The organism is Pseudomonas sp. FW300-N2F2 (genome assembly GCF_017351655.1).
Taxonomy (GTDB): Bacteria; Pseudomonadota; Gammaproteobacteria; order Pseudomonadales; family Pseudomonadaceae; genus Aquipseudomonas; species Aquipseudomonas fluorescens_AA.
The window spans coordinates 230429-246364 of the sequence record NZ_JACNDQ010000002.1 but is presented as its reverse complement, the minus strand read 5'-3'; the positions used below and the strand labels follow the sequence as shown (position 1 = coordinate 246364).

The window sequence follows — 15936 nt, the reverse complement described above, 5'->3', positions numbered from 1 at the left end:
GGTCTTCGCAAAGCGGCTAGTTTCCCGAGGGACCCGGGCGCTGTCATCCCTTTTTTCACTGTGCCCGCCATAGCCAGAATCAATAACGCAATTGTCCGTCCTGGATCCGCACCGCGAGTTGCCGGTCCACCCGCACGTACGTATCGGTACCCGGCAACCAGGCATAGACCGGCTCATCCCCAGCGACGCACGGGTCGAACCCTTCAGCCTTGAGGCGCGTCTTCCGGTACTTGAAGGTGCCGGTAGTGTCCATCTTCACCTTGATGCGCAGGAACAGCGGCACGGCATAGGCGGGCAACTTGCATTGCAAGAATTGCAGCAGCTCGCTGAAGTCCAGGGTCGCCAGGGATTCGGACGGGGTGATCGCCGCCATCCCGGCACGGCCATTGGTGCCATTGATCTCCACACCATAAGCCACCGCCTCGGCCACCTGCGGGTGTTGCAGCAAGACGTTTTCGACTTCCGTGGTGGAGACGTTTTCGCCTTTCCAGCGATAGGTGTCGCCAAGGCGATCGACGAACTGCCCATGCCCGAAGCCAATGTTGCGCAGCAGGTCTCCGGTGTTGAAATAGCGGTCGCCGGGCACGAAGACATCCCGGCAGATGGTTTTTTCGGTCAAGGCTTGCTCGGTGTAGCCGTCCAATGGCGCCTTCTCGTCGATCCGCGCCAGCAGCAGGCCCGGTTGGCCCTTGGGCACTTTTTGCATGCGACCTTGCAGGTTGCGCAACGGCAGGCCACTGGCATGGTCGTACTGCACCAATTCCCAGCCCATCAGGGAGAACCCGACGGTGTTGTCGAAATTCAGGATGTTGGTGAAGCCGATATTGCCGTCGCTGGCCGCATACAGCTCGCAGATGTGATCGATACCGAAACGCGTCTTGAAGGCCGACCAGGCCCCGGGCCGCAGGCCGTTGCCGATCATTTTCTTCGCACCGTGGTGGCGGTCATCGGCAACGACGGGTTGGTCGACCAGGTAGCGGCACAACTCACCGACATACCCCAGTGTGGTCGCCCGGTAACGGCGTACGTCGCTCCAGAACTGGCTGGCGCTGAACTTGCGTCGAATCGCAAACCCCGATGCGCCACAGATCGTCGCGCCCCAACACACGCACAGGCCGGTGGCGTGGTACAGCGGCAAGGTGCAATAGACGACATCGTCGGGCTGCATGTCCAGGGCGATCAGGCCGAAGCTGGTGGAGGTGCGCATCCAGCGACCATGGCGAAACACCCCGGCCTTGGGCAGTCCGGTGGTGCCCGAGGTGTAGAGGTAAAAACACGGATCGTTGCAGAAAACCTCCCGGCTGCACGCCGGGTTATCGTCCGGGTAAGCCTCGCAACCGGCCATCAGGTCGACGAAACCAGACGGTACATCGACGCCATCCTGATCCGCCAGCCACCAGGTCCTGTCGCTCGACAATGCGGTGCGCGCTCGCACATCGTTGAACGCCGCGACCCGCTCGTCCCCGACCAGCACCGCGATCGGGTTGACCAGGGCCAGGCTGTGCACCAGCGCATCGCCGGTTTGCGAGGTGTTGAGCATGGCACTGACCGCGCCAACCTTGGCCATCGCCAGCACGCTGATCAACAACTGCGGCCGGTTCTCGACGAATATCGCCACACAGTCACCCTTGCCGATGCCTTGGGCCAACAGGTAATGGGCGATGCGATTGGCCTGCTCGTTGACCTGTGCATAACTCAACACCGTATCGCCATACAGCAGCGCCGGGCCCTGGGGATTGCGTCGGGTGGCCTGTTCGAAACACCAGCCCAGGCCACAAGGTTGGGTCGGATCCAGGACATTGGCCAGCTTCCTGCCTTTGACGATCCGGGGAACGGCTCTGGCGATGGCTGGCAGCTTGCGCAGCATCATGCCCCAGGTAATGGCGTCGCTGGGTGTACGACTCATGGTGATCTTCCCCGTTCGACCTCGTGGGTCTCAGTTCTTGTTATCGGGCTGGCGGTGATTTTGGCTCGAAAGTACGCTGGCGGTCGCGGCGCTGTACATGCGGTTTTTGCAATGTTTTGTATCTGCTGCCCGAGGCAGGCGAAGCGTGAGCGCCGCAAAACGATTTGGTTCCAAATATCGTTGCCCGACCACGCAAAATGCAGGATGCACGATGGCCGTTCATGCAAGATGCACGAAAGCGAAAATAAAGACAAAACTTAACGTGTTGTTTTTAAAGTATTTTTTAAAATGCCAAATGCTGGCACAGACAGTGCAACCACCCCTCCACGGTTTGCCACACCATGGAGCAGTCAACTATGAACATGATTCAAGAAAAGTTTGCATCCCTGTTTTCCAACTACGAAGTGACCACTCAGCCCCGCCCGGATGGCGGCATTCTGCTGACCTTGCGTAATAGCGACGGCAAGCTGTTCAAACGCACGATTTCCTATGCTCAATTGCACGCGGGGGATCAGTTGTCCTGGGCGATCAGCGCGATTCGTCGCGACTTGGCCGAACAGGCCAGCGAGTTGCCACAGATCACGCTGTTGCAGAGCCAGCATCGGTTTGCGCTGCCGACTTACCATAGCGCTTGAGTCTGCCGGACACTCGCGTTGCTGTTCACTTGGAAAACGGCGCTTCTTTCAGAAATGGGAAGCGCCGTTTTTTTGCGTCTTGAAAAAGCCCGCCGTGTTCCGGGCGATGGGTGGGCATATCCGTTCGACGGTAACGGCCGCTCACTTTTGAACGCAGGTCAGTCTTCCAGGCGAGGAAACCGGCGAGCGATATCATCGCCGGTGAACTCAGCAGCCACCCCCTGGGAATCACCAGACAAACGGATCGAAACAAAATGCGGCCGTTCCCCCTTGTCAAACCAATGCGGCGTACCGGCAGGCACCGTTATCAAATCGTTCCTTTCACACAGCACCGCATAGACGTAATCGCCAATGTGCAGGTTAAACAACCCTCGACCACTGACGAAAAACCGTACCTCGTCCTGGCCATGGCGATATTCATCAAGCCACTCAGCCTGCGGCTCGACCTGTTCGGTGTGATCGCTGCTAACACTGACCACATCGACCGCAACGTAACCGCGCTCAGTCATCAACGCATCGATCTGAGCCTGGTAAGCCGCGATGATGTCCTCCTCACTGGCCCCCGGCTGAATTTTCGCCGCCGCTTCCCAGCGATCGAAGCGAACACCTTGTTCCGCCAGGGTTGCGGCAATGTCCTCGAAATGGGTCAACACCTTGTTCGGAATGTCAGGGCTCGAGACGTGATAAACGGACAGGCTGCTCATGACAATGGCTCCAGCAAATTAATGGTTCGAAGGCTCATGGCCGGTCCTCTTGCATGCGTGTCGCGATGATAACGGCTGCCGCGAAGGCGGCGAGGCTGGCGAGGCTGAACGTCCAACTGGCGCCCAGGGCGTTCCAGCTGTAGCCGGAGTACAACGCGCCCAAGGCCCCGCCCGTACCGGCCAGCGCGGCATACAGCGCCTGCCCCTGGCCTTGCTGGCGAGGACCGAAGCTGCGTTGCACGAAATGGATGGCCGCGGCGTGAAAGCTGCCGAAGGTCGCCGCATGCAGCACCTGGGCGAACAACAACACCCAGAGGAACTCGGCCTGCGAGCCCAGCAACAGCCAGCGCAACGCCGCCAACAGGAAACTCGCCAGCAGTACCCGGCGCACGGAAAACCGCGCCAGGATCCGGCTCATCAGCAGGAAGATCAAAACTTCCGCCACCACACCGACCGCCCAGAGCAGCCCGATCAAGCCACGACTGTAGCCCAGGCGTTCGAGGTGCAACGTCAGGAAGGTGTAATACGGCCCGTGGCTCACCTGCATCAGGCCCACGCAGGTGTAGAACGCCAGCACGCCAGGGTTGCGCAGTTGCCGCAGGAAGCCCTCCCCCGCGACTCGCGCCCCCTGCAATGGCTGGGCGTTGGGCACCCAGAAGCTGGCAAGGACGATGCCGGCCATGATCAACACCAGCGCCACCGGGTAGATGTCCAGGCTGAGCCATTCGAACAAGCGACCGAGCACGACCACAGTGATGATGAAACCGATGGAGCCCCATAGGCGGACCTGACTGTAGCGCGAGGCCTGCCCGCTCAAATGGGCCAGGGTGATGACTTCGAACTGCGGCAACACCGCATGCCAGAAGAACGCATGCAGCGCCATGACCATCGCCAGCCAGGCATAGCTTTTATCGATGAAGATCAGCGAGAAGGTCAGCAGCGTGCAGATCGCGCCGAACCGCACGATCGCCAGGCGTCGGCCGGTGTAATCCCCCAGCCAGCCCCAGATGTTCGGCGCCACGCAGCGCATCAACATCGGGATCGCCACCAGCTCACCGATGCGCGCCGCGTTGAAGCCCAAGTGATCGAAATACAGTGCCAGGAACGGCGCCGTCGAACCGAGCAGGGCGAAATAGAACAGATAGAAGCTGGAGAGCCGCCAGTACGGCAGTGCCGCCATGGTCGTCAGGCCACGGCGGCTGGCAGGCCGGCCATCAAAGTTGCCCCAGCACCGGCGTGCTGACGCGGACGTCGGCGTTCTGGCCGCGATGACGCAGCAGGTGATCCATCAGCACGATGGCCATCATGGCTTCAGCGATGGGCGTGGCCCGGATGCCGACGCACGGGTCATGACGGCCCTTGGTAATCACATCGACAGGGTTGCCATGGATGTCGATGGAGCGCCCCGGCGTGGTGATGCTGGACGTCGGTTTCAAGGCCAGGTGTGCCACGATCGGCTGGCCCGAGGAAATGCCGCCGAGAATACCGCCGGCATTGTTGCTGAGGAAACCGTCCGGAGTCAGTTCGTCACGGTGCTCGGTGCCACGCTGGGCGACACAGGCGAAACCGGCGCCGATCTCCACGCCTTTCACCGCATTGATACTCATCAGCGCGTGGGCCAGCTCGGCGTCGAGGCGGTCGAAGATCGGCTCGCCCAGGCCCGGCATCACCCCTTCGGCAACCACGGTGATCTTCGCGCCGACCGAATCCTGATCCCGGCGCAGTTGGTCCATGTAGGCCTCGAGCTCCGGCACCTTGTCCGGGTCGGGGCAGAAGAAAGCGTTCTGCTCTACCGAATCCCAGGTCTTGAACGGGATTTCGATGGGCCCCAACTGGCTCATGTAGCCACGGATGACGATGCCCTGGCTGGCCAGGTATTTCTTGGCGATCGCACCGGCCGCCACGCGCATGGCGGTTTCCCGGGCCGAGCTGCGGCCGCCGCCGCGGTAGTCGCGCTCGCCGTATTTGTGGTGGTAGGTGTAGTCGGCGTGGGCCGGGCGGAACAGGTCCTTGATGGCCGAGTAGTCCTTGGACTTCTGGTCGGTGTTGCGGATCAGCAAGCCAATGGCGCAGCCGGTGGTGCGCCCTTCGAACACCCCGGACAGGATTTCGACTTCATCGGCTTCCTGGCGCTGGGTGGTGTGGCGGCTGGTACCGGGCTTGCGGCGGTCCAGGTCACGCTGCAGGTCGTCCAGGGAAATCTCCAGCCCCGGCGGGCAGCCGTCGACAATGGCGACCAACGCCGGGCCATGGCTTTCGCCCGCGGTGGTGACAGTGAACAGCTTGCCGTAGGTATTGCCGGACATGCAGGGTGCTCCGTGAAAAACGCTGAGAGACTCAACCTTGGATTCGTAGTGGGCGCCAGTATACGCAGGCTCCCCGCGTAGTTCATCCTCGAACCTTATCGGCGGCCACCAGTCCAACCGGCACCTTCGCAACTAATGGCGTGATGATGTTAAAGCTGCTTGCCCTAAGCCTTACCTTGTTTACCGGCCTGTTTTCCTGCCTGGCCCAGGCCACGGTGCTGCAACGCCCCATCAGCCTCGACACCGGCAGCGGTGAGCTTTTCGGCTCGTTGCTGCTGCCCAAGTCCGACACGCCGGTGCCGGTTGTCCTGATCATTTCCGGGTCCGGTCCTACGGATCGCGACGGCAACAACCCCGAGGGCGGGCGCAACGACAGCCTCAAGCGCCTGGCCTGGGTGCTGGCCAGGCACAACATTGCCAGCGTGCGCTATGACAAACGTGGTGTGGCCGCCAGCCTCGCGGCGACACCGGACGAGCGCAACCTGAGCGTCGAGGCCTATGTGGCCGATGCCGTGGCCTGGAGCCACAAGCTCGCCGCCGATCCACGCCTGGGCCCGTTGATCCTGCTGGGCCACAGTGAAGGCGCGTTGATCGCCAGCCTCGCCGCGCCCCAGGCCAACACGGCAGCGGTGATTTCGCTGTCCGGCAGTGCCCGGCCGATCGACCAGGTATTGCGCCAACAACTGAGCAACCGCCTGCCACCGCCGTTGATGCTGCGCAGCAATGAGCTGCTCGACAGCCTCAAGGCCGGTCGGCTCGACAGCAACGTGCCGGCGCAACTGCAGGTCATTTTCCGCCCCAGCGTACAACCCTACCTGATCTCGCTGTTCCGCCAGGACCCGGCCCGGGCCTTTGCCGCGTTGCAGATGCCAGCCTTGATCATTCAGGGCAGCAACGATATCCAGGTCGGCGCCGATGATGCCCGGCAGTTGAAAGCCGCCAAGCCCGACGCTGAACTGGCGCTGATCGAGGGCATGAACCACGTGATGCGCATCGTGCCCAACGACGTGAAACGGCAACTGGCCTCCTACAAGGACCCCAACCTGCCCTTGGCGGCCGAACTGGGTACGCGGATTTTGCGTTTTATTGACTCGTTAGCCGCGCGTTAGGCGGTTTTAGTCGATTTAGCTTCAGTACTGGCAAAAACAGCCGATAACCCGGTGTCGGATAGCGCAATGGCTACCGACCCGCCGGCCTGGACAGGATTTTGCCGTTATGACTGAAACTCAAGCTTCCCCCGACACCGCTGCCGAAGCCCCCGCCTCGTCTGCGGTGGAGCTGCCGTGGGCCGACGTGCATACCGAGCATCACAAAATGCTCCGCCTGGCGCCGCTCAAGACCGACCGCGCCACCGGTGTGCGGCCGCTGCGGTTTGTCGAGTTCAGCTATGTCGAGCGCCACAGCAAGGAACGCAGCCTGCTGCGCATGAGCATCCAGCTGCCGAACCAGCGGGTGCGCAAGGAACAGAATCACTTGGATGTCTGGGCCGACCACGTCGAAAAACGCCTGTTCTTTTCGCCGGAAAACCTGCAGATCGAGCCGTTGAATCGTGGCATCGGCCGTTTCCTCGCGGCCCAAGGGATTACCTGGGCCAAGAAACGCTGGTCGGCCTACCGGGTCGAGGGCTCCGACCTGGATAACAAGGACGCCCTGAACGAAGACACTCGCCTGCGCCGCGACCGCTTTCTCAAGGCCCAGGGTTTCGAGGTGGCCTACGCCGACGCCCAGCACCTCAAGGGCAGCATCAAGCCGGCCCAGGTTGGCGATTTGGTCGGGGACTGGAACACCGAGAAGCTGCAGTTCGTGACCATCCTCGAAGCCGCGCAGATGCTGCAACAAGCCGAGCAGAACCTGGCGGAACAGGAAGTCAAACTCAAGCAGCAGGAAGAAAAGGTCACCAAGTTCAAGCGCGAAGACGCCGGCCTGCGCTTCACCATCACTTGCCTGGTGGCCTTTGCCATGTTCCAGGCGGGGTTGCTGATCTGGATTGCGACGCGCCATTGAACTCAACAGCGCGTGAGTAACCCTGTGGGAGCGAGCTTACTCGCGATGGTGTCGGATCAGCCACATTGCAGTTGACTGATCCATCGCTATCGCGAGCAAGCTCGCTCCCACAGTGGGTGTATCCGGATGGATAAGAGGAATCAAACCCGCGAAGCGAACAACCCCTGGTGCTGGCGGCACTGCTCGGCGCTGAGCATGAACACGCCATGGCCGCCGCGCTCGAAGTCGAGCCAGGCGAAATCGACTTCCGGGTACAGCGCCTCGACGTGCACCTGGCTGTTGCCGACCTCGACAATCAACAATCCCTTCTCGGTCAGATGATCGGCCGCCTCGGCCAGCATCCGGCGAACCAGGTTCAAGCCATCATCGCCACAGGCCAGGCCCAGCTCCGGTTCGTGCTGGTATTCCTGCGGCATGTCAGCGAAGTCTTCTGCATCGACGTAGGGCGGGTTCGACACGATCAGGTCGAAACGCTGCCCCGGCAAACCGTCGAAACCATCGCCCTGGACGGTGAACACGCGCTCATCGACGCCATGGCGCTCGATGTTCTGGTTGGCCACTTCCAGTGCTTCGAACGACAGGTCGGCCAGCACCACCTCGGCCTCCGGGAATTCATAGGCGCAGGCAATGCCGATACAGCCGGAACCGGTGCACAGGTCGAGAATCCGTGCCGGCGCCTGGCCCAGCCAAGGCTCGAAACGCTTTTCGATCAGCTCACCGATGGGCGAGCGTGGAATGAGCACACGTTCATCGACGATGAACGACATTCCGCAGAACCAGGCCTCACCCAACAGGTAAGCCGCCGGGATGCGCTCGGCAATACGCCGACGCAGCAGACGTTGCACATGGACCAACTCTTCGTCTTCAAGACGGCAGTCCAGGTAGCTATCGGCAATTTCCCACGGCAGGTGCAACGCGCCCAACACCAGTTGCCGGGCTTCGTCCCACGCATTGTCGGTGCCATGGCCGAAAAACAGATCCTCCCCATGGAAACGGCTGACGGCCCAACGGATATGGTCGCGCAGGGTACGGAGACGGGAAGTGATCACGGCGGCAAACTCCAGAAAAATCGACGGGCGAGTCTACCAGCCAAACGCGGCCCCACCCAAACGCGCCTTGTTGACGAACGAAAAGCGCCGGACCAATCGTAGGATTTATCCGTTTTTTGCACCATCTATTGAACAGGACGAGCATCTTGACAAGGCTGTAGGCCAGCAACGGCGGCCCTTGCGATGGAAGCGATTCACAGAACCGCTCAGCCAGAGGAGAATGTCGCAAAAGCCCCACTCGAAGGAGCCCCAGAATGTCCGTTCCAAAAACGATGTTTCAACTCAGCGGCCGTGGTTATGCAGCGGCCAATCTGAGTCAAGCGACCTTGATCATCATCGATGCCCAGAAGGAATACCTCGCAGGGCCCCTGGCCCTGAGCGGCATGGATGCAGCCGTCGCGAACATCAAGCAACTGCTCGGCGCGGCCCGTGCAGCCGGTCGCCCGATCGTGCATGTGCGCCACCTGGGCACCCATGGCGGGCTGTTCGATCCACAAGGCGAACGCGGGGAGTTCATTTCCGGCCTCGAACCCCAGGGCGACGAAACCGTGGTCGAAAAGTTGCTACCCAGCGCCTTCCACGGCACCGAACTGAAAAAGCGCCTGGAAGATTTCGGCCCCCTGGACCTGATCGTGTGTGGGTTCATGAGCCACTCCAGTGTCAGCACCACCGTGCGCGCTGCCAAGAACCTGGGCTTTCGCTGCACCCTGGTGGAAGACGCCTGCGCCACCCGCGACCTGCCTTACAAGGGCGGCGTCCTCAGCGCCGAACACGTGCAGCAGACCGAAATGGCGATCATGGCCGACAACTTCGCCACCCTGGCCTTGACCCGCGACTTCACCTGATGCGCCTCGATGAGCGGCCCGTCCTGCCGCTCATCCGCAAAAGCCTCTCATTTGCCGCAATTGCCCTACCTTCAGGAACAACCCGAATATCTTCCGGTCGAAGGGCCGATACCCATTGAGGAAGGTCGGAATGAAGTTATCCGATGGTTTTGACGCACGTCGCTTGCGGCCCAAGGGCCCGAGCAACTGGCGTTTTCGTTTTGGCGCGGCGATCGCTGCGCTCCTGGCAACACTCGGTGTCCTGCTGGCCATGGCCGGTGCGGCCAGCCTGCTGGGCCGTCCACCCGCACTGGGCGAGTTGAATGCCACCCCGCTGGGTTCGGCGATCATCCTGGCAGCCGGTCTTGTCGTATTGCTGTTGGGCGTCTGGCTCTGGCGCCGCTGCCGCCGTCGCGCCCGCCAATCCCTGGAGCTGGCCATGGCTCCACACCTGATGAAAAAGCACGACTGATCCGCCACCCGACGTTTTGTCGCGCCTGATCCCGCCAGAGTTGGGTAAACTGGTCGGCTTCGCGGAGGCTGACATGCAAGACGACGACTTTTCCCTGTTCAAAAGTGCGATCCAGGGCGTAAAACCGATCAAGCACGACCGTGCCGAGACCGGCAAGCCCAAGGCCGATCGCGCGCAAATCGCCAAGCTGCGCCAGGCCGCCACCGTGCGCACCGACGCCACGACCGTGGACGGACTGTCCGATCAGTTCGTGATCGACGTCGGGCCGGAAGACGAGTTGATGTGGGCGCGCGACGGTGTCCAGGAAAGCCAGATGCGCAAGCTGAAGGTCGGCCAGATCCCCTTCGAAGGCAGCCTCGACCTGCACGGCATGAGCGTCGAAAAAGCCCGGGAAACCCTTTGGGCGTTCCTGGCCGAAGCCACCCGATTCGAAATCCGCTGCGTGCGCGTCACCCATGGCAAAGCCGTACGCCTGGACGGCAAGCGACCGATGATCAAGAGCCACGTCAACACCTGGCTGCGCCAGCACCCGCAAGTGCTGGGCTTCACCTCCTGCCAGGCGAAACACGGTGGCGCCGGGGCGGTCTACGTGATGCTCAAGCGCACCATGATGGAAGGTCGCGACGAATAGCCTTCGCTTGCCGAGCTTGCAGCGCCGTGTCCGCCACCGTACCCTTGCCCTTTGCGAAAAATCCCACAGGTAGCTTCATGTCTCTGGAACAGAATTACACCGCGATTCTCGGCCAACTGGGCGAGGACGTTTCCCGCGAGGGCCTGCTCGACACGCCCAAGCGCGCTGCCAAGGCCATGCAGTACCTCTGCCGCGGTTATGAACAAACGCTGGAAGAAGTCACCAACGGTGCCTTGTTCAGCTCCGATAACAGCGAGATGGTGCTGGTCAAGGACATCGAGTTGTACTCGTTGTGCGAACACCACCTGCTGCCTTTCATCGGCAAGGCCCACGTGGCCTACATCCCGAGCGGCAAGGTGCTGGGGTTGTCGAAAGTCGCGCGCATCGTCGACATGTATGCGCGGCGCCTGCAGATCCAGGAAAACCTCAGCCGCCAGATCGCCGACGCGGTCCAGCAAGTGACCGGCGCCCTGGGTGTGGCGGTGGTGATCGAGGCCAAGCACATGTGCATGATGATGCGCGGTGTGGAAAAGCAGAATTCTTCGATGATCACTTCGGTGATGCTCGGCGAGTTCCGGGAAAACGCCGCCACTCGCAGCGAATTCCTCAGCCTCATCAAGTAACCCGTCGCAAGAAGAAAACCGGCATTGATCGCCGGTTTTTTTTCGCCGGTGAAAAATCAGGTAAGCTGCGCGCCCTCTTCTTCCCCGCCGCGAGGCTGAATACCGTGATCGTCAAAGCGCTTCGAGTTGGCCTGGGCCAGCTCATCATCTTCATCGACTTCATCACTCGCCCAAGCAAGAAACAACGCCCGGCCGAAGCCCAGGCGCAGGTCGACCAGGCCGCCCGCAGCCTGACGTTGTATCAATTCCACGCCTGCCCGTTCTGCGTGAAGACCCGCCGCACCTTGCGCCGCCTCAATGTGCCGGTGGCCCTGCGCGATGCGAAAAACAACGCGCAGGATCGCCAGGCGCTGCTGGAACAAGGCGGCAAGATCAAAGTGCCGTGCCTGCGTATTGAAGAAAATGGTGAGAGCACCTGGATGTATGACTCCAAGGTGATCATTGAGTATCTGGATAAGCGGTTCTCTGCAGCCTGAGCATTTTCTACTGTGACTACTGGCCCCATCGCGAGCAAGCTCGCTCCCACAGGGGATTTGTGGATGATTGCAGATTTTCAATCAACACCGGCCCCCTGTGGGAGCGGAGCTTGCTCGCTATGAGGCCCGGACAGCCACCACAAAGCCCCCTGATATCAAGCCGCTTTTGCAGCCAACGCCTCCCGCACCACCCCCGCCAACCGCTTGAGCCCTTCATCCAGCCGCGCCGGGTCGATGTGGCTGAAGTTCAAGCGCAAGTGCCCCGGATGCTGGTCCGGCTCCGGGAAAAACGGCTCCCCCGGCATGAACGCAACGTCGACCGCCAGCGCGGCGGCGAGCAAGGTGCGGGTGTCCAGCGGTTGTCTGAGGGTCAGCCAGAAAAACAACCCGCCCTGGGGCACGTTCCAGTCCGCGATATCAGAGAAATGCTTTTGCAACGCCACCTGGAACCGATCGCGACGGTCCCGGTAGAAATCCCTCAGCTCACTCAAATGGCTGCGGTACTGTTCGGTACCGATCCATTGCAGCGCCTGCCACTGACCGATGCGGTTGGTGTGCAGGTCCGCCGACTGCTTGAGCCGCAGCAGGTGCGGGAACAAATCCGGACTGGCGATCAGGTAGCCCACCCGTAGCCCCGGCAACAGGGTTTTCGACACGGTACCGGTATAGATCCAGCTAGCCTTCTTCAAGCGACTGACGATTGGCGTGGCACTGCCGCCATCGAACGTCAGCTCGCGGTAGGGTTCGTCCTCGATCAGGGTGACGCCAAACTCATCCAGCAGCGCCGCCACGGCATCGCGCTTGGCTTCGCTGTAGCGCACCGCCGAGGGGTTCTGGAACGTCGGGATCAGGTAGATGAACGCTGGCCGATGCTGCTCCAGGCGGGCCCGCAACTGGTGCAGGTCTGGGCCGTCGGCCTCCAGGGGCACGGTGATGCACTCGGCGCCGAACAGTTGGAAGATCTGCAACGCCGCCAGGTAGGTCGGCGCTTCGAGCATCACTTCAGTGCCCACGTCGATGTGCAGCTTGGCCGCCAGGTCCAGGGTTTGCTGGGAGCCGCTGACCACCAACACCTGACTCGCCTCACAGGCCAAACCCAGCCCCCGCGCCTGGGCCGCCAGGGCTTCGCGCAGGGCCGGTTCGCCTTCGCTCATGCCGTACTGGCCCATGGACAACGGCATGGCCGTCCATTCCACCTTCGGCAGCATGGCTTCGGCCGGTAGGCCGCCAGCGAACGACATCACTTCAGGGCGCTGCGCCGCCGCGAGGATTTCTCGAATCAGAGAACTTTTGAGGCGCGAGACACGTTCGGAAAAAGCCATGGGGGTCACCTGTAGCGGGTCGCTGGAAAAATGAGTCAAACTGGTTGACTGAAATTACTCCGACCTCTCTGGATACGTCAATATGATTGACCTTAAAAACCCGACTTCCCAACAAATGGCCATGGAAGCGTTTTTCTTCGGTTACCAGGCGTTCACTGCCAAGGCCGATGAAATGCTCGAGCGTCGCGGGTTGAGTCGGGTCCACCAGCGCATCGTTTTTTTCATCGCCCGCTACCCGTCCTTGAGCGTGAAGGAATTGCTGGCCCTGCTCGGGGTGAGCAAGCAGGCGCTGAACATGCCGTTGCGGCAGTTGATGGAAATGCACCTGGTGAACAGCGTCGCGTCCGAGACTGACAAGCGTAAGCGGCTGTTGGAGCTGACGGCCGAGGGCGAGCGGTTCGAACAGGCGTTGCGGCGTGAGCAGGTGAAATTGCTGGAGCGGGTGTTTGCCGAGGCTGGGGAGGCGGCGGTGAATGGATGGTTGGCGGTGAACCTGGCACTGGGCAAGTCTGGCGACTGAAGGCGTCTGATCCGACGCTATCGCGAGCAAGCTCGCTCCCACAGTGGGCGTCGCCAGACACAAATCTTGCATTCACCACAGCCCATTGTGGGAGCGAGCTCGCTCGCGATAGCGCCCGCAAGGGCGATATATCCCTATCGCCAGACATTTCGTCGACAACACAGAAAACATTATTTGCATTATTTGTATACAAAAGCATAATTCGCTTCGTGCGAGTTCCTGACCAACAGGTCAACATACTTCGCCAGCCTTACCTGCCTCAGCGCATCGCAACCACCCCAGGGCGTTTGCGGTGCTGGAAATAACAATAAGACTCTTGAGGAGTACTCGCTGTGGAAAGCCGCAAACCCGAAGCCCGGACGTTGGACCTCTCGCCGCCACTACGCAGTGGCTGGCTGGAACGCATCTTCAAACTCAGCTTGCATGGCACCACGGTGAAGACCGAGCTGATTGCCGGCCTGACGACCTTCATCACCATGGCCTACATCATCTTCGTCAACCCCAACATCATGGCCGACGCCGGCATCGATCACGGTGCCGCGTTCGTCGCCACCTGCATCGCCGCCGCCCTGGGCTGCCTGTTGATGGGCCTGTACGCCAACTGGCCGGTGGGCCTGGCACCGGGCATGGGCCTGAACGCCTTCTTCACCTACACCGTGGTCGGGACCATGGGCTACAACTGGGAAACCGCGTTGGGCGCAGTGTTCATTTCCGGTGTGCTGTTCATGATCCTGACCCTGTCACGGGTGCGCGAGTGGCTGCTCAACAGCATTCCAGTGAGCCTGCGGTTCGCCATGGGCGCGGGGGTCGGGTTGTTCCTCGGGCTGATCGGCCTGAAAACCGCCGGGATCATCGTCGACAGCCCCGCGACCCTGATCAAGCTCGGTTCGTTGCGTGAGCCCGGTCCGCTGTTGGCTGCCGTGTGCTTCCTGATGATTGCCGTGCTCAGTTATCACCGCGTGTTCGGGGCGATCCTGATCAGCATCATCGCCGTGACCCTGGCCGGTTGGGGCCTGGGGTTGGTGCAGTACAACGGCGTCATGTCGACCCCACCCAGCCTGGCTCCGACCTGGATGGCGATGGACGTGGCCGGGGTGTTCAACGTCAGCATGATCAGCGTGGTGCTGGCCTTCCTGTTCGTGCACATGTTCGACACCGCTGGCACCTTGATGGGCGTTGCCCAGCGCGCCGGGCTGGTGAAAGCCGATGGCAAGATCGAGAACCTGTCCCGCGCCTTGAAAGCCGACAGCGCCTCCAGCGTATTCGGCGCCATGGTCGGTGTGCCGCCGGTGACCAGCTACGTGGAAAGTGCCGCCGGTGTGGCCGCCGGTGGCCGCACGGGGCTTACCGCCGTGACCGTCGGTGTGCTATTTATTGCCGCCATGTTCTTCGCACCGCTGGCCGGGATGATCCCGGCCTATGCCACCGCCGGCGCGTTGATCTATGTGGCCATGCTGATGATGGGCGGCATGGCCCATATCGAATGGGACGAACCGACCGACAGCATTCCGGCCATCGTCACGGCCATCATGATGCCCCTGACGTTCTCGGTCGCCGACGGTATCGCCCTGGGGTTCATCACCTATGTGGTGCTCAAGGCCGGCACCGGTAAACACAAGGAAATTTCCGTCAGCCTGTGGGTGCTCTGCGCGATCTTCATCGCCAAGTTCATCTTCTTGTAAGCGATACCGTATCCACCCCGCCTCACCCCTTGGGTGAGGCTTTTGTCCATCAGGAGCAAAGCAATGAATCTGGAAACCTGGCTGTTGTTCAGTGGCGCCGCCTTGGTGGTGATCCTCATCCCCGGCCCGTTGTCGTTGTTGATGATCGGCAACAGCCTGAACTACGGCCTGCGTCGCTCGTACCCGGCATTCCTCGGTGGGGTGATCGCGTCGATCTGCCTGCTGAGTGCCTCGGCACTGGGGCTCGGTGCGTTGTTGCTGGCGTCGGAGCAATTGTTCAGTGCCCTGAAGATCGTCGGTGCCCTGTACCTGTTCTACCTGGCCTGGCAGAGCTGGCAGCAATCGCGGCAACCTGCCCAAGGCGCCGAAGTGCCCCAGGCCGCCGCGGTGCCACGTTTCCGCGCGTTGTTCGGCCGGGCGTTCGTGCTGGGTGCCAGCAATCCGAAAGACATTCTGTTCTTTGCCGCGTTCCTGCCGCAGTTCCTGAGCGCCGAACAACCCTTCCTGCCGCAACTGCTGATCATGATCGCCACCTGGACCGTACTCGACCTGCTCTGCAAGCTGGCCTACGGCCTCGGCGCCCACGGCGCAGCGCGCTATCTGCGCACCGGCAAGGGCCAGAGCTGGTTCAACCGGATCAGCGCGGGCCTGTTTGGCGGCGCGGGTGCAGCCTCCTTAATGTCCACCCACTGAGCCCTCGGCGTTGCGAATGCCTTTGTGTGCGGCATTCGCAAAACATCGCAACAACCCATCGATATACAGCACTCGGGAAAACACCTTAC

The 15936-nt window shown here is 61.4% G+C and carries 17 protein-coding genes; 11 read left to right on the top strand and 6 right to left on the bottom strand.

Annotated elements, in window-relative coordinates:
- Window positions 1-79 precede the first annotated feature (79 nt).
- The gene (locus tag J4E63_RS15760) at window positions 80-1906 is read right to left on the bottom strand and encodes a long-chain-acyl-CoA synthetase (protein ID WP_207282614.1); all 1827 of its coding nucleotides are present in this window, start codon (window positions 1904-1906) and stop codon (window positions 80-82) included.
- Between the two features lie 356 nt (window positions 1907-2262).
- Between J4E63_RS15760 and J4E63_RS15755 the strand changes: the two genes are divergently transcribed.
- Entirely contained in the window at window positions 2263-2541 is a 279-nt protein-coding gene (locus J4E63_RS15755; protein ID WP_003204481.1) for a DUF3509 domain-containing protein, read from the top strand.
- Between the two features lie 158 nt (window positions 2542-2699).
- Here the strand turns inward: J4E63_RS15755 and J4E63_RS15750 are convergent, their stop codons facing one another.
- Genes J4E63_RS15750 through aroC form a run of 3 tightly spaced genes read right to left on the bottom strand, consistent with a single transcriptional unit; the run spans window position 2700 to window position 5551 of the window.
- Window positions 2700-3245, bottom strand: a complete 546-nt coding sequence (locus J4E63_RS15750) for an acireductone dioxygenase (RefSeq protein ID WP_207282613.1) — start codon at window positions 3243-3245, stop codon at window positions 2700-2702.
- A gap of 34 nt (window positions 3246-3279) precedes the next feature.
- Window positions 3280-4425: an MFS transporter gene (locus J4E63_RS15745; RefSeq protein ID WP_207282612.1), complete on the bottom strand. Its 1146-nt coding sequence runs from the start codon at window positions 4423-4425 to the stop codon at window positions 3280-3282.
- 34 nt (window positions 4426-4459) lie between these two features.
- Entirely contained in the window at window positions 4460-5551 is a 1092-nt protein-coding gene (aroC, locus tag J4E63_RS15740) for a chorismate synthase (RefSeq protein WP_060741135.1), read from the bottom strand.
- Window positions 5552-5694: 143 nt separating this feature from the next.
- On the opposite strand from aroC, the gene J4E63_RS15735 reads away from it, so the two are divergent.
- Window positions 5695-6660 (top strand): alpha/beta hydrolase, encoded by a 966-nt coding sequence (locus J4E63_RS15735; RefSeq protein ID WP_207282611.1) that lies wholly within the window; start codon window positions 5695-5697, stop codon window positions 6658-6660.
- Between the two features lie 106 nt (window positions 6661-6766).
- Window positions 6767-7555, top strand: coding sequence for a hypothetical protein (locus J4E63_RS15730; protein WP_060741133.1), 789 nt, complete (start codon window positions 6767-6769; stop codon window positions 7553-7555).
- Window positions 7556-7695: 140 nt separating this feature from the next.
- Here the strand turns inward: J4E63_RS15730 and prmB are convergent, their stop codons facing one another.
- A complete protein-coding gene (prmB, locus tag J4E63_RS15725) occupies window positions 7696-8604 on the bottom strand; it encodes a 50S ribosomal protein L3 N(5)-glutamine methyltransferase (protein ID WP_060741132.1) in 909 nt (302 codons plus the stop codon).
- Window positions 8605-8858: 254 nt separating this feature from the next.
- On the opposite strand from prmB, the gene J4E63_RS15720 reads away from it, so the two are divergent.
- The 5 genes from J4E63_RS15720 to J4E63_RS15700 all read left to right on the top strand — a co-directional run bounded on the left by J4E63_RS15720 (window position 8859) and on the right by J4E63_RS15700 (window position 11630).
- Window positions 8859-9449, top strand: a complete 591-nt coding sequence (locus tag J4E63_RS15720) for a cysteine hydrolase family protein (protein WP_060741131.1) — start codon at window positions 8859-8861, stop codon at window positions 9447-9449.
- Window positions 9450-9579: 130 nt separating this feature from the next.
- Complete coding sequence (locus tag J4E63_RS15715) at window positions 9580-9900, top strand: hypothetical protein (protein WP_060741130.1); 321 nt, start codon at window positions 9580-9582, stop codon at window positions 9898-9900.
- A gap of 73 nt (window positions 9901-9973) precedes the next feature.
- Window positions 9974-10531 carry a Smr/MutS family protein gene (locus J4E63_RS15710; protein ID WP_053146321.1) on the top strand — a complete coding sequence of 186 codons (558 nt, stop codon included), beginning with the start codon at window positions 9974-9976 and terminating at the stop codon, window positions 10529-10531.
- 77 nt (window positions 10532-10608) lie between these two features.
- Window positions 10609-11154 carry a GTP cyclohydrolase I FolE gene (gene folE, locus J4E63_RS15705; RefSeq protein WP_003204506.1) on the top strand — a complete coding sequence of 182 codons (546 nt, stop codon included), beginning with the start codon at window positions 10609-10611 and terminating at the stop codon, window positions 11152-11154.
- A gap of 104 nt (window positions 11155-11258) precedes the next feature.
- Window positions 11259-11630 (top strand): glutathione S-transferase N-terminal domain-containing protein, encoded by a 372-nt coding sequence (locus J4E63_RS15700; RefSeq protein WP_207283219.1) that lies wholly within the window; start codon window positions 11259-11261, stop codon window positions 11628-11630.
- Window positions 11631-11785: 155 nt separating this feature from the next.
- Here the strand turns inward: J4E63_RS15700 and J4E63_RS15695 are convergent, their stop codons facing one another.
- Window positions 11786-12952: a PLP-dependent aminotransferase family protein gene (locus J4E63_RS15695; protein ID WP_207282610.1), complete on the bottom strand. Its 1167-nt coding sequence runs from the start codon at window positions 12950-12952 to the stop codon at window positions 11786-11788.
- Between the two features lie 82 nt (window positions 12953-13034).
- Here J4E63_RS15695 and J4E63_RS15690 point away from each other — a divergent pair, with 82 nt between their 5' ends.
- The 3 genes from J4E63_RS15690 to J4E63_RS15680 all read left to right on the top strand — a co-directional run bounded on the left by J4E63_RS15690 (window position 13035) and on the right by J4E63_RS15680 (window position 15847).
- Window positions 13035-13472 carry a MarR family winged helix-turn-helix transcriptional regulator gene (locus J4E63_RS15690; protein WP_060741128.1) on the top strand — a complete coding sequence of 146 codons (438 nt, stop codon included), beginning with the start codon at window positions 13035-13037 and terminating at the stop codon, window positions 13470-13472.
- A gap of 332 nt (window positions 13473-13804) precedes the next feature.
- Window positions 13805-15154 (top strand): NCS2 family permease, encoded by a 1350-nt coding sequence (locus J4E63_RS15685; protein ID WP_092171002.1) that lies wholly within the window; start codon window positions 13805-13807, stop codon window positions 15152-15154.
- Window positions 15155-15217: 63 nt separating this feature from the next.
- On the top strand, window positions 15218-15847 hold the full coding sequence (locus J4E63_RS15680; protein ID WP_060741126.1) for a LysE family translocator: 630 nt from the start codon (window positions 15218-15220) through the stop codon (window positions 15845-15847).
- Window positions 15848-15936 lie beyond the last annotated feature (89 nt).

Coding starts and splice junctions, on each gene's coding strand:
- J4E63_RS15760 (WP_207282614.1), bottom strand. CDS start 1,906: ATGAGTCGTACACCCAGCGACGCCATTACCTGGGGCATGATGCTGCGC.
- J4E63_RS15755 (WP_003204481.1), top strand. CDS start 2,263: ATGAACATGATTCAAGAAAAGTTTGCATCCCTGTTTTCCAACTACGAA.
- J4E63_RS15750 (WP_207282613.1), bottom strand. CDS start 3,245: ATGAGCAGCCTGTCCGTTTATCACGTCTCGAGCCCTGACATTCCGAAC.
- J4E63_RS15745 (WP_207282612.1), bottom strand. CDS start 4,425: ATGGCGGCACTGCCGTACTGGCGGCTCTCCAGCTTCTATCTGTTCTAT.
- aroC (WP_060741135.1), bottom strand. CDS start 5,551: ATGTCCGGCAATACCTACGGCAAGCTGTTCACTGTCACCACCGCGGGC.
- J4E63_RS15735 (WP_207282611.1), top strand. CDS start 5,695: ATGATGTTAAAGCTGCTTGCCCTAAGCCTTACCTTGTTTACCGGCCTG.
- J4E63_RS15730 (WP_060741133.1), top strand. CDS start 6,767: ATGACTGAAACTCAAGCTTCCCCCGACACCGCTGCCGAAGCCCCCGCC.
- J4E63_RS15720 (WP_060741131.1), top strand. CDS start 8,859: ATGTCCGTTCCAAAAACGATGTTTCAACTCAGCGGCCGTGGTTATGCA.
- J4E63_RS15715 (WP_060741130.1), top strand. CDS start 9,580: ATGAAGTTATCCGATGGTTTTGACGCACGTCGCTTGCGGCCCAAGGGC.
- J4E63_RS15710 (WP_053146321.1), top strand. CDS start 9,974: ATGCAAGACGACGACTTTTCCCTGTTCAAAAGTGCGATCCAGGGCGTA.
- folE (WP_003204506.1), top strand. CDS start 10,609: ATGTCTCTGGAACAGAATTACACCGCGATTCTCGGCCAACTGGGCGAG.
- J4E63_RS15695 (WP_207282610.1), bottom strand. CDS start 12,952: ATGGCTTTTTCCGAACGTGTCTCGCGCCTCAAAAGTTCTCTGATTCGA.
- J4E63_RS15690 (WP_060741128.1), top strand. CDS start 13,035: ATGATTGACCTTAAAAACCCGACTTCCCAACAAATGGCCATGGAAGCG.
- J4E63_RS15680 (WP_060741126.1), top strand. CDS start 15,218: ATGAATCTGGAAACCTGGCTGTTGTTCAGTGGCGCCGCCTTGGTGGTG.